This is a genomic window from Methylorubrum sp. B1-46 (assembly GCF_021117295.1).
GTDB lineage: Bacteria > Pseudomonadota > Alphaproteobacteria > Rhizobiales > Beijerinckiaceae > Methylobacterium.
This window is the reverse complement of sequence record NZ_CP088247.1, coordinates 5,270,292-5,283,153: the sequence shown is the minus strand read 5'-3', so window position 1 is coordinate 5,283,153 and position 12,862 is coordinate 5,270,292. Positions and strand designations below refer to the sequence as shown.

General features: G+C 69.5%; 9 protein-coding genes. 7 read left to right on the top strand and 2 right to left on the bottom strand.

All coding sequences use genetic code 11. The features are described 5' to 3' along the window. Positions 1–98: 98 nt before the first annotated feature. Both ppsR and LPC10_RS24475 read right to left on the bottom strand, forming a co-directional pair. The gene (ppsR, locus tag LPC10_RS24480) at positions 99–1,541 is read right to left on the bottom strand and encodes a transcriptional regulator PpsR (protein ID WP_231347142.1); all 1,443 of its coding nucleotides are present in this window, start codon (positions 1,539–1,541) and stop codon (positions 99–101) included. 45 nt (positions 1,542–1,586) lie between these two features. Then, on the bottom strand, positions 1,587–2,465 hold the full coding sequence (locus tag LPC10_RS24475; protein ID WP_231344844.1) for a B12-binding domain-containing protein: 879 nt from the start codon (positions 2,463–2,465) through the stop codon (positions 1,587–1,589). 262 nt (positions 2,466–2,727) lie between these two features. On the opposite strand from LPC10_RS24475, the gene bchF reads away from it, so the two are divergent. From bchF to LPC10_RS24440, 7 genes are read left to right on the top strand one after another with little or no spacing between them, the layout of a single operon-like run. After that, a complete protein-coding gene (bchF, locus tag LPC10_RS24470; RefSeq protein WP_231344842.1) occupies positions 2,728–3,231 on the top strand; it encodes a 2-vinyl bacteriochlorophyllide hydratase in 504 nt (167 codons plus the stop codon). Beyond that, a complete protein-coding gene (locus tag LPC10_RS24465) occupies positions 3,228–4,496 on the top strand; it encodes a ferredoxin:protochlorophyllide reductase (ATP-dependent) subunit N (protein ID WP_231344840.1) in 1,269 nt (422 codons plus the stop codon). The genes bchF and LPC10_RS24465 overlap by 4 nt, the downstream gene beginning before the upstream one ends. Positions 4,497–4,501: 5 nt before the next feature. Beyond that, the gene (gene bchB, locus LPC10_RS24460) at positions 4,502–6,097 is read left to right on the top strand and encodes a ferredoxin:protochlorophyllide reductase (ATP-dependent) subunit B (protein WP_231344838.1); all 1,596 of its coding nucleotides are present in this window, start codon (positions 4,502–4,504) and stop codon (positions 6,095–6,097) included. Continuing rightward, complete coding sequence (locus LPC10_RS24455; RefSeq protein WP_231344834.1) at positions 6,072–9,788, top strand: magnesium chelatase subunit H; 3,717 nt, start codon at positions 6,072–6,074, stop codon at positions 9,786–9,788. The genes bchB and LPC10_RS24455 overlap by 26 nt, the downstream gene beginning before the upstream one ends. Continuing rightward, positions 9,785–10,678: a ferredoxin:protochlorophyllide reductase (ATP-dependent) iron-sulfur ATP-binding protein gene (bchL, locus tag LPC10_RS24450; protein WP_231344832.1), complete on the top strand. Its 894-nt coding sequence runs from the start codon at positions 9,785–9,787 to the stop codon at positions 10,676–10,678. Before LPC10_RS24455 ends, bchL begins: the two co-directional genes overlap by 4 nt. Next, positions 10,678–11,409: a magnesium protoporphyrin IX methyltransferase gene (gene bchM, locus LPC10_RS24445; RefSeq protein ID WP_231344831.1), complete on the top strand. Its 732-nt coding sequence runs from the start codon at positions 10,678–10,680 to the stop codon at positions 11,407–11,409. The genes bchL and bchM overlap by 1 nt, the downstream gene beginning before the upstream one ends. Further along, entirely contained in the window at positions 11,406–12,851 is a 1,446-nt protein-coding gene (locus LPC10_RS24440; RefSeq protein WP_231344829.1) for a BCD family MFS transporter, read from the top strand. The genes bchM and LPC10_RS24440 overlap by 4 nt, the downstream gene beginning before the upstream one ends. Positions 12,852–12,862 lie beyond the last annotated feature (11 nt).

The following is a 12,862-nucleotide window of genomic DNA, read 5'->3' as shown; positions in this document are numbered from 1 at the left end:
TGATGTGTCAATCAGGCTTTACACTGGGGTTGAACTAAATTGCTTTTCCACCGCGATCGGAAAATCAGAATTATAATGCAAATTTCCGGCGCTGCGGTTCAGGACGTCAACTCAGGGTCGCTGGCATCGAGATCGCCGATGCCGTAGCGCCGCATCTTCGCATAGAGACCCTGCCGGCTGAGACCGAGCATTTCCGCTGCCGAAGCGCGGTTATCGCGGGTGATCCGGAGGGCCGCCTCGATGCACAGCTTTTCGATGAGGTCGGTCGTCTCACGCACGAGCGCCTTCATCGAGACGCGTCCGACCAACTCGGTCATCTGTTCGACGGAGCGTGGTAGGTCGTGGGTCGTGCCGACCACGTGAACGGGGGCGGCACGCCGGGGCGTCGCGCGGAGGGTAAAACCGAAACACGGCTGCTCGGCATGGGAGGTGGCGACGGCGGCGACCTCGACCTCTTCCAACGATCCGTACTGGCCCCGCACCACGGTCGGGAAGTGACGCACAGAGCCGTGATCGCGCAGCATCGCGAACAGCGACAGTGCGTCGGTCTCCTCGCGGCCGAGCCAGCTATCCAGCGTCCGTCCGCGCACCTGCTCCTCGGTGGCGTGCTGGGCCAGATCGAGGAAGGCGCCGTTGACGGTGAGGATGCGGCGTGCGGCGTCGGTGACGACGAAGCCCTCGGGCATGCGCTGGATCACGTCGAGCGCGCCGCCGACCGCGACACGCTCCGGCCTCACCGGCGCGAGCGGTGCAAGGCGCACCAGAACGGAGGTCGTCCCCTCGCCACGGAACAGGGAGGCGGAGACGCGGACGTCACCCCGCCCGCCGGTCAACGGCACGACGAGATCCGCCGCCTGGCCGGTGACGCGCAGGCCGGCGAACAGGGCCTGCAAGTCCCGCAGGCTGCCGGCATCGAACAGATCGGCGGCGTCCTGGCCGATCACGCGCTTCTGCGGACGACCGAGCAACCGCATGGCCGCCGGGTTGATCTCGGTGACGCGCCGGGTGCCCGCATCGACCACCAGCACCGGCTCGCCGGAGAGCTGGAACAGCAGCTTGTAGCGCGTCTCGGCAGAGCGGAGGCGGTCGTAATCGCGCTCTAAGGCCTGCTGGGTTTCGGCCAGACGCCGCTGCAGTGCGGCCGTCGCCCGAAGGTCCTGGCCGATCACGATGATCGGGCCGTCCTTGTTCGGGCGGAGCGTCGCGTAGCGAATCGGCAGGTCCGTGCCGGTGGGCGAGGGGTGGTTGACCTGCCGCCAACGGGTCATGGTGCCGGGCGCGGCGTCGCGCAGCAGCGCATCGATCTTCGGCCGACTCTCGATCGTGACCGTGTCGATCCACGGTTTGCCGAGCCAGGTTTCGATGCCCTGACCCTCGAAATCGGACCGGCCGGATGAGGTATCGCGGATGATCCCGCGATCATCGACCACGAGGGACAGATCGGAGGTCGCAGCGATCAGCAGCCCGGTGGTCTCCCCGTCGAGGAGACCGGCCGCCTGTTGCAGCGCCGGGGAAGGGCGCCAGGGAGAAGGGCTCGCCAAGCTGCTCAAGGTCAATACTTCGTGAGGGCGCGGAAGCCGTCCTTATCAACAGGGTCGGGTCCGCATTTCAAGCAAGCTTTCTGCGATCAGAGGGGCAAGCCGCCCATCTTCCGCAGTTCCGTCGGCGCCAACGAGGCGTACGTGACTCGGATTCCGGACAAAGTAAGGGCCGCCGACCAGCACCTTAAGCCCCGAATTGCGGGAAGCCTCGCGCAGGCTGTGGATCAGCGTCGGAAGGCTGGGCAGGAAGACGTCGCACGACAGCGTGAGTCCGACGATGTCGAACCACTCCGATCGGATCAGCCCATCGCAATCCGATCCGACACAGGTTGTCACATCCCACCCCGATTCTCGGAAGATGCTTGCCATCAGCGAGAGCGAGAAGACATGCGTCTCGCCGGGGCATGGAAGCAGAAGGATGCTGCGTCCGGAAGGACCGCTGGTCTCGTCCTCGAACTGCGCACACAGATCGTGTGCCGCCACCTGAAGCCGACCAAGCGCCAGGGACACGTCGACGAAATCACAGGCGTCCTCTTCCCAGAGGCGGCCCAGATGACGAGCCACGGGCGCGAGCAGCTCGACCAACACGCTCTCGAGCGACAGCCCCGCGTCGAGGAACTGCAGCAGGTGGTGGGCGAGATCGGTGTCGGTGCGCGCGAGGAGCAACTCGCAAAGGCGCTCAACCTCATCAGGTGCTGGATGGCGACCTGAAGTGGGGGCCTGGGGTCGGGCCTGATTCCGGTGGACCAGCATGAGCCGGGGCAGGATCTCGGCCTCGACGATGCTCGCCAGCTGACGGCGCATCCCCGAATCATCCGGCTCAAACGCTGCGGCCGAGCCTGTCTGCGGCTCCACCATGACACTGCAGTCCGGCACTCCCACAGGGAGTTCGAAGCGCCCGCCGAGATGCCTCCACTCACCCATAGGCGTCTCCTCCTGAGGAAGCGGCTCGACGGGGCAATGCGCATTTTAGTGCATCGCGCGACGCTCAAATCAACGGACGCGTGTAGGCCAACGATACGCTTCCCGCCGCCATTGGCAATCCCTTCAGCCAAAGCCGCGGTCGAAACATGTAATATCGAACAACCGTCAACCTGGATTGACACTCTCAAGCGACGGAGCCTACGCTCACTCCCATCCAAGGTTCTGCGGCGCAGGGCCGACAACGCGAGCGAGGGCGGACGCCATGCGTCAGCGCCAGGGCCGACATAAGCCGCTCTACACGCCGGCAGAGCGTCGGCGGCGCGACGCCTCGCCCTGGACCCTCGTGCAGGGTGTGCTGGCTCCGCTGCAATTCCTCGTCTTCCTAGCCAGCCTCGCCCTCGTGCTGCGCACGCTCGCAACGGGGGAGGGGGCCGAGATCGCCAACGCCTCCGTCGTCGCCAAGACGCTCGTCCTCTACACGATCATGGTGACGGGCTCGATTTGGGAGAAGGTCGTGTTCGGCCGCTACCTGTTCGCGCCGGCCTTCTTCTGGGAGGACGTGTTCAGCATGCTCGTGCTGGCGCTGCACACGGCCTACCTCGCCGCGCTCGGCTTCCGCCTGCTCGATACGCAGGGACTGCTGGTCCTCGCGCTCGCCGCCTACGCGACCTACCTCATCAATGCCGGCCAGTTCCTCCTGAAGCTCCGGGCGGCGCGGCTCGAAGCCCCAACCTCCCTCGCTTTCGCAGGGGAGGCTGCCCGGTGAACGCCCACGCGCCTCTTCCCTCCACTGGGTGCGGCGTCGCGGTCCGCACCGAGCACGGCCAACGGGCAGTGTTCTGCGGCCTCACCGGCATCGTCTGGCTCCACCGGAAGATCCAGGACGCGTTCTTCCTCGTCGTCGGCTCGCGCACCTGCGCCCACCTGATCCAGTCGGCGGCGGGCGTGATGATCTTCGCCGAGCCGCGTTTCGCCACCGCCATCATCGACGAGCGCGATCTCGCCGGTCTGGCCGACATGAACGAGGAACTCGACCGCGTGGTGACGCGGCTGATCGAGCGGCGGCCCGATATCCGGCTGCTGTTCCTCGTCGGCTCCTGCCCGTCCGAGGTGATCAAGCTCGATCTGTCGCGGGCAGCGCTTCGGCTGTCGCGGCGGCTCGCCCCGGACGTGCGGGTGCTCGACTATTCCGGCTCCGGCATCGAGACGACCTTCACGCAGGGCGAGGATGCCTGTCTCGCCTCTCTCGTGCCGGAACTGCCCGAGGCGGCGGCGGCGGATGAACTCCTCGTCGTTGGCGCTCTCGCCGACGTGGTCGAGGACCAGTTCGCCCGGTTGTTCTCCGATCTGGGCATCATGGCCCGCTTCCTGCCGGCGCGGCGCGCCGGCCAGATGCCCCCGGTCGGACGCGGCACACGCTTTCTCCTGGCTCAACCCTTCCTCGCCGACACCGGGCGGGCCCTGGAAGAGCGCGGAGCCCGACGAATCGCCGCCCCGTTCCCGCTGGGTGCCGAGGGCACGACCGAGTGGCTTCGCGCGGCGGCTGATGATTTCGGTGTCGCTCCCGCCCACTTCGAGGCGGTGACGGCGCCGGGCCTGCGCCGCTCGCGTCAGGCGCTCGCCGCCTATGCCGAGAAGCTCGCCGGCAAGCGGGTGTTCTTCTTCCCCGATTCGCAGCTCGAAGTGCCGCTCGCCCGCTTCCTGTCGCGGGAGATGGGCGCCGCGCTGATCGAGGTCGGCACGCCCTACCTCCATCGTGCTCACCTCGCCGCCGAGCTCGAATGGCTCCCCCACAACACCGCTGTGGTGGAGGGCCAGAGCCTCGACGACGGGCTCGACCGCTGCCGGCTCGCGCGACCGGACCTGACCGTGTGTGGCCTCGGCCTCGCCAACCCGCTGGAGGCGGAGGGGCTGACCACGAAGTGGTCGATCGAACTGCTGTTCACGCCGATCCAAGGCTACGAGCAGGCGGGTGACCTCGCCGAATTGTTTGCGCGCCCGCTCGACCGGCGCGCCCGGCTGGAGGTGTAGCGGCCATGCAGCTCACCGTCTGGACCTATGAGGGACCGCCGCATATCGGCGCCATGCGGGTCGCCACCGCGATGGAGGGGCTGCACTACGTGCTGCATGCCCCCCAGGGCGACACCTACGCCGACCTGCTCTTCACGATGATCGAGCGGCGCGCCAAGCGCCCGCCGGTCACCTACACCACCTTCCAGGCCCAGGATCTCGGACGCGACACCGCCGCGATCTTCAAGGACGCGGTCGCCGCCGCCTACGCGCGCTTCCGGCCCCAGGCGATGATCGTCGGCGCCTCCTGCACCGCCGAGCTGATTCAGGACGATCCGGGTGGGCTCGCCAAGGCGCTCGCCCTGCCGATCCCGGTGATCCCGCTGGAACTGCCGGCCTACCAGAAGAAGGAGAACTGGGGCGCCTCGGAGACCTTCTACCGGTTGGTCCGCGCCCTGGCCGGGGTGTCGGCCGAGCGTGCGCCCCGCGAAGGGCGGCGCCCCGCCTGCAACATCCTCGGCCCCACTGCGCTCGGCTTCCGCCATCGCGACGACCTGATCGAGATCCGGCGCCTCCTCGACGACCTCGGGATCGCGGTGAACGTGGTCGCGCCGCTGGGCGCTACGCCCGCCGATCTCGTCCGGCTGGGTGAAGCCGACTTCAACGTCGTGCTCTACCCCGAGGTCGCGCGCGGCGCCGCGCAGTACCTCGAAAAGACGTTCCGGCAGCCCTTCGTCGATGTGGTGCCGATCGGCGTCGGCGCGACGACCCGTTTCGTGGAAGCGGTGGCCGCGCTGGCCGGCGTCGATCCCGCGCCCGTCCTCGCCGACGCGCCCTCGCGCCTGCCCTGGTACAGCCGGTCGGTCGATTCGACCTACCTCACGGGCAAGCGCGTCTTCGTGTTCGGTGACGCCACCCACGCGCTGGCTCTCGCCCGCGTCGCCGCACACGAACTCGGCTTCAAGCTCGTCGGTCTCGGCACCTATACCCGCGAATTCGCCCGCGAAGTCCGGGCGGAGGCGGCGCTCCACGGCATCGAGGCGACGATCACCGACGACTATCTCGACGTCGAGGCGGCGATCCAGGCGGCAGCCCCCGAACTCGTGCTCGGCACGCAGATGGAGCGCCACATCGCCAAGCGGATCGGCATCCCCTGCGCGGTGATCTCGGCGCCGATCCACGTCCAAGACTTTCCCGCCCGCCAATCGCCGCAGATGGGCTTCGAGGGCGCCAACGTCCTGTTCGACACCCTCGTGCACCCACTGATGATGGGGCTGGAGGAACATCTCCTCGGGATGTTCCGCGAAGATCCCGAATTTCACGATGGCGCCGCCCCGTCTCATCTCGGCCGCCGGCCGAACGGGACGGCGGACGCCGTGGAACGGGCGCCGAAGACTCCTCCCCTCGCGTCGGCGCCCGTTCCATCCCCCATCCCAATCCAGGGTGCCGACGCGATTCGCACCGCGCCGTGGGCGCCCGATGCCGAGAAGGAGCTGAAGAAGATCCCGTTCTTCGTGCGCGGGAAGGCCCGCGCCAACACCGAGCGCTTCGCCCGAGAGCGGCAGCTCCCGCTCATCACCCTCGAGACCCTCTACGATGCCAAGGCGCATTTCGGCCGATAGGCCCACCATCCGCGTCGCCATCGTCACGCTCGACAATCACTTGGCGAGCGCGGTGGAACGGGCGCGCCTGCGGCTCGCAGCCGAGATGCCGGGCCTCGCCCTGAGCTTCCACGCCGCCGCGGAATGGGAGACCGACAAGACCGCGCTCCACGCCTGCGAGGTGGAGATCGCGCGGGCCGACATCATCGTCTCGGCGATGCTGTTTCTCGACGAGCATGTCCGGGCGATCCTGCCGGCGATCCTGGCGCGCCGCGACAGCTGCGATGCGATGATCGGCTGCCTCTCGGCCTCCGAGATCGTGCGCACGACCAAGCTCAACCGCTTCGACATGAGCGGGACCAAGCGCTCGGCCCTCGACTTCCTGAAGCGGTTGCGCGGCAAGCCGGGCGCGGAGGGCAACGCCGCCCGCCAGATGGCGCTGGTGCGCAAGCTACCGAAGATCCTGCGCTTCATCCCCGGCTCGGCGCAGGACGTGCGCGCCTATTTCCTCACCCTGCAATACTGGCTCGCGGGCTCGGACGAGAACGTGGCGAGCCTCGTGCGCTTCCTCGTGCAGCGCTATGCCGCCGGCCCCAGAACGATGTGGCGCGAGATCGCCGCCGCGCCCGCGCCCCAGCACTATCCCGAGACCGGCCTCTACCATCCGCGCATGCCGGGCCGGGTCGGCGAGCGCCTGTCCGCCGTGCCGACCGTGCCGGGCGCCCGCGGCCGCGTCGGCCTGCTGCTGATGCGCTCCTACGTGCTGGCGGGCAACACGGCGCATTACGACGGCGTCATCGCCGCTCTGGAAGCAAAGGGCCTCTCGGTGGTGCCAGCCTTCGCCGCCGGCCTCGACAATCGCCCCGCGGTGGACGCCTATTTCTCGGTCAACGGCCGGCCGGCGATCGACGCGCTGGTCTCGCTGACCGGGTTCTCGCTGGTCGGCGGCCCGGCCTACAACGACGCGGCGGCGGCCGAGGCGACGTTGGCGCGGCTCGACGTGCCCTACCTCGCCGCCCATGCGCTGGAATTCCAGACGATCGAGCAATGGGAGGCGGGCTCGCGCGGTCTGTCGCCCGTCGAGGCGACGATGATGGTCGCGATCCCCGAACTCGACGGCGCCACCGCGCCGATGGTGTTCGGCGGCCGCTCCTCGGCCTCCGGCCCCGGCAACGCCCGCGACATGCGCGTGCATCCCGAGCGCGCGGAGCGGCTCGCCGCCCGGATCGATCGGCTCGTGTCGCTGCGGCGGCGGCCGAAGCGCGAGCGGCGCCTGGCCGTGATCCTGTTCAACTTCCCGCCGAATGCCGGCGCCACCGGCTCGGCCGCCTTCCTCTCGGTCTACGCCTCGCTGCTGAACACCCTGCGCGGCCTCAAGGCCGACGGCTACGACGTCGCGGTACCCGACAGCGTCGATGCGTTGCGGGAAAAGATACTTGGCGGCAACGCCACCCGCTACGGCACGCCAGCCAACGTCCACGCCCGCGTTTCGGCCGAGGATCACGTCCGCCGCGAGACCTACCTGCCCGAGATCGAGGCGCAATGGGGCCCGGCGCCCGGCCGCCACCAGAGCAACGGGGCCGACATCCTCGTGCTCGGCGCGCAGTTCGGCAACGTCTTCGTCGGGGTGCAGCCCGCCTTCGGCTACGAGGGCGACCCGATGCGGCTGCTGTTCGAGCAGGGCTTCGCCCCGACCCACGCCTTCAGCGCCTTCTACCGCTGGCTGCGCGAGGACTTTTCCGCCGACGCCGTGCTGCATTTCGGCACCCACGGCGCGCTCGAGTTCATGCCGGGCAAGCAGGCTGGATTGTCGGAGGCGTGCTGGCCCGAGCGGCTGATCGGCGCGTTGCCGAACGTCTACCTCTACGCCGCCAACAACCCCTCCGAGGGCACGCTTGCCAAGCGCCGCTCCGCCGCGACGCTCGTGAGCTACCTCACGCCGAGCCTCGCCGCCGCCGGCCTCTATCGCGGCCTGAGCGAACTCAAGGCCTCGGTCGAGCGCTGGCGCGGTCTGGAACCGGAAGCGACGGCCGAGCGGACGGCGCTCGCCGCGATCATCCAGGCGCAGGGCGCGGCCGTCGATCTCGTGCCGGCCGAGCCCGCCTGGGAGGGCAATCCCGCCCCGCACGTCGCCGCACTCGCCGCCGCTTTGTTCGAACTCGAGCAGACGCTGATTCCGCACGGCCTGCACGTGATCGGCCAGGGGATGGCCGGCGAGGAACGCGTCGATCTGCTGCTCGCCCTGGCGGAGGCCTCGCACGGGCTGAAGCCGTCCCGCGCCGGGATCGAACTCCTGATTAAGGGCGCGTCCCTCAACGAGGCGTTGGCCGCCGCGGCTCTGCCCGCCGACGAGACCCACCGGGCCGCCTTCTCCGACCTCGCCCGGATCGATGCCGACCTTGCCCGCGACAGCGAGTTGCCCGCGCTGATGCGGGCGCTTGATGGGCGCTTCGTGGCCCCGGTGGCGGGCGGCGACCTGCTGCGCAATCCCGGCATCCTGCCCACGGGGCGCAACCTGCACGGCTTCGACCCCTACCGCCTGCCGACAGCGTTTGCGCTGGCCGACGGCGCCCGGCAGGTGGCACGGGTGCTGGAGCGCCATATCGCGGAAGGTCGGCCCCTGCCGGAGAGCGTCGCCCTCGTCCTGTGGGGTACCGACAACCTGAAGAGCGAGGGCGGCCCCATCGCCCAGGCGCTGGCGCTGATCGGCGCAGCGCCCCGCTTCGACGGTTATGGCCGCCTCGCCGGGGCCGAGCTGATCCCGCTCGAGCAACTCGGCCGCCCCCGCATCGACGCGGTGGTGACGCTCTCGGGCATCTTTCGCGATCTCCTGCCGCTCCAGACCAAGCTACTCGCGGAGGCGAGCTTCCTGGCGGCCAGCGCCGACGAACCGGCGGACAGGAACTTCGTGCGCAAGCACGCGCTGGCGATCCAGGCCGAGCAGGGCTGCGACTTCGAGACGGCGGCTCTGCGGGTCTTCTCCAATGCCGAGGGGGCCTACGGCGCCAACGTCAACCATCTCGTCGAATCCGGCCGCTGGGACGGCGAGGACGAGCTCTGCGAGACGTTTTCGCGAAGGAAGAGCTTCGCCTACGGCCGCACCGGGCGCCCGGAGCCACGCCGCGACCTGATGAAGGCGGTGCTCGCTCGGGTCGATCTCGCCTACCAGAACCTCGATTCGGTCGAACTCGGCGTCACATCCGTCGATCACTATTTCGACGGGCTCGGCGGCATGGGCCGGGCGGTGGCCCGCGCCCGCGGCGAGGCGGTGCCGATCTACATCAGCGACCAGACCCGCGGGGAGGGGCGCGTGCGCTCCCTCGACGAGCAGGTTGCGCTGGAAACCCGCACCCGCATGCTCAACCCGAAATGGTACGAGGGCCTGCTCGGCCACGGCTACGAGGGCGTGCGCCAGATCGAGGCGACCCTGACCAACACCGTCGGCTGGTCCGCCACCGCCGGCGCGGTGCAGCCCTGGATCTACGAGCGCATCACCGAGACCTTCGTCCTCGACGACGCGATGCGCGACCGCATGGCGACGCTCAACCCCACGGCCTGCGCCAAGGTCGCGAGCCGCCTGATCGAGGCCCACCGCCGCGGCTTCTGGACTCCCGACCCGGCGATGCGCGACGCGCTCGACCGCGCCGAGGAGGAACTGGAAGACCGGCTGGAGGGCGTGACACCCGGAATCACCGCAGGAGTCGCGGCATGAACATCGCCATCCGCAATCCGGTCCCGATCCGTCGCGAGGAAGGCAGCCTTCAGGTCGCGCTCGATCCGGATGACCGCATCGAGACGGCCAAGGTGTTCGCGGTCTACGGCAAGGGCGGGATCGGCAAGTCGACGACCTCCTCCAACCTGTCGGTGGCCTTCTCGAAGCTCGGCAAGCGCGTGCTGCAGATCGGCTGCGATCCGAAGCACGACTCGACCTTCACTCTGACGAAGCGCCTCGCGCCGACCGTGATCGACGCGCTCGAATCGGTGAACTTCCACTCCGAGGAGTTGCGGCCGGAAGACTTCGTGGTCGAGGGCTACAGCGGCGTGAAATGCGTCGAGGCCGGCGGCCCGCCGGCCGGCACCGGCTGCGGCGGCTACGTCGTCGGGCAGACGGTGAAGCTCCTCAAGGAGCACCACCTTCTGGAGGATACCGACGTCGTCGTGTTCGACGTCCTCGGCGACGTGGTCTGCGGCGGCTTCGCCTCGCCGCTCCAGCACGCCGACCGAGCGTTGATCGTCACCGCCAACGACTTCGACTCGATCTTCGCGATGAACCGGATCGTCGCGGCGATCCACTCCAAGTCGAAGAACTACGGCGTGCGCCTCGGCGGCGTCATCGCCAACCGCTCGGCGGGGACCGACGAGATCGACCGCTTCAACGCGGCGGTGGGCCTGCGCCGTCTCGCGCATTTCCCCGACCTCGACGTGGTGCGCCGCTCGCGCCTGAAGAAATCGACCTTGTTCGAGATGGATCCGTCGCCGGAGCTGAAGGCCGTCACCGACGAGTACATGCGGCTCGCCGAGACGCTCTGGGCCGGCGCCGATCCCTGCGAGGCCGCGCCGATGAAGGACCGCGACCTGTTCGAATTTCTCGGATTCGACTGATGAGCACGCCCTACCTCACCCGCCGCTCCCAGTTGGAGACCTACTTCGACCGCACTGCGGTCGAGGCATGGTCGCGCCTCACCTCCGATGCGCCGGTCTCGAAGATCCGCGCCACGGTGCGGGCCGGGCGCGACACCATGCGCGCCAACCTGCTCGGCTGGCTGCCCGCGGATCTGACCGGTCTGCGGCTGCTCGATGCCGGCTGCGGCACCGGGGCGCTCGCGGTCGAGGCCGCGCGCCGGGGTGCGGAAGTGACCGCAATCGACGTCTCGCCGACACTGATCGGGCTCGCCCGCGAGCGTCTGCCCGCGATCCCCGGCCCCGGCTCCGTCGAGTTCCGGGTCGGCGACATGCTCGACCCCTGGCTCGGCCGCTTCGACCACGTCGTCGCGATGGATTCGCTGATCCATTATCAGGCGCCGGACATCGTCCGGGCGCTCGCCGAACTCGCGCTGCGCACCGACGGCAGCCTGCTCTTCACGGTCGCCCCGCGGACAGTGCTGCTGACGCTGATGCACGCGGCCGGCAAGCTGTTCCCGAAGGCCGACCGGGCGCCCGCCATCGTGCCGATCACCGAGGGCGGCCTGCGGCGGCGCATCGCCGGGGAGCGGGCGCTGGCACACTTCGCTGTGGAGCGGACGCACCGGGTCAACAGCGGGTTCTACCTCTCGAACGCGATCGAGCTGCGCAAGAATGCGTCTCGCGCGATCGAGAGCGGGGGCGCTCGATGAGATCCGGCCTCGCCATCACCCAAGCGCTGCTCCGCCTCGGCCCGGCGATCCTTCCCTTCGCCGATGCGGCGACGAAGGAGCTGCCGCTCGGGCGCCTGATGCGGCTCGCGCTGTTCCAGGTCACGGTCGGCATGGCCGCCGTGCTGCTGATCGGCACGCTCAACCGGGTGATGATCGTCGAGCTTGCGGTGCCGGCCTGGATCGTCGCGGTGATGCTATCGCTGCCGCTGCTGTTCGCCCCCTTGCGGGCGCTGGTCGGCTTCCGCTCGGACACGCACCGCTCGGTGCTCGGGTGGCGGCGGGTGCCCTACATCTGGTTCGGCACGCTGCTGCAATTCGGCGGACTGGCGATCATGCCGTTCGCCCTGCTGATCCTGTCGGGCGACACCACCGGCCCGCTCTGGGTCGGGCACGTGGCCGCCGCGCTCGCCTTCCTGCTCGTCGGCGCGGGGCTCCACACCACGCAGACCGTCGGGTTGGCGCTGGCGACCGACCTCGCCCCTGCGCAGGCCCGCCCGAAGGTGGTGGCGCTCCTCTGCGCCATGCTGCTCGCCGGCATGATGGGCAGCGCCGTGCTGTTCGGGCTGGCGCTGGCGAACTTCTCGGCCGTCCGCCTGATCCAGGTGATCCAGGGCGCGGCGCTGATCACGATCGTGCTCAACGGCGTCGCCCTATGGAAGCAGGAGCCGCGCGATCCGCACCGCACCGACCGGGCGCTGCTGCGGCCGAGCTTCGCCCAATCCTGGCGCGGCTATGCCGGGGAGGGCACCGCGCGGCGGCGGTTGGCGGCGATCGCGCTCGGCACCGCGGCGTTCTCGATGCAGGACATCCTGCTCGAACCCTATGGCGGTCAGATCCTGGGTCTCACCGTGGCGCAGACCACAGCACTCACCGCAATGCTGGCGGCGGGTGGCGGGCTCGGGCTGATCGCGGCGGCACGCTGGCTCAACCGCGGCGGCGATCCCTACCGGGTCGCGGCGACGGGCGCGGTGATCGGCATCGCCGCCTTCTCGGCGGTGATCTTCGCCGCACCGCTCGCCTCGGCCCGTCTGTTCGCGGCGGGCGTCACCCTGATCGGCATCGGCGGCGGGCTGTTCGCCCACGGCACGCTCACCGCCTCCATGGCCAAGGCCGGGCCGGAGGATACCGGCCTCGCGCTCGGCGCCTGGGGCGCGGCGCAGGCCACCGCCGCCGGCCTCGCCATCGCCGCCAGCGGCATCCTGCGCGATCTCGGCGCCGCAGTGGCGCAGTCGGGTGCCCTCGGCGAGGGCATGAAAGAGCCGGCCATCGGCTACCTCATCGTCTACCACGTCGAGATCGCGCTGCTGTTCGCGACACTGGTCGCGCTCGGCCCGCTTGTGCGCGCGGACGCTTCCCATTCCAGCCATCCGGGCGAGCGGCGATCCGGTTCGTTCGACCCTCTCGTCAACCGTCCCACCTGATCGGAGGCCTG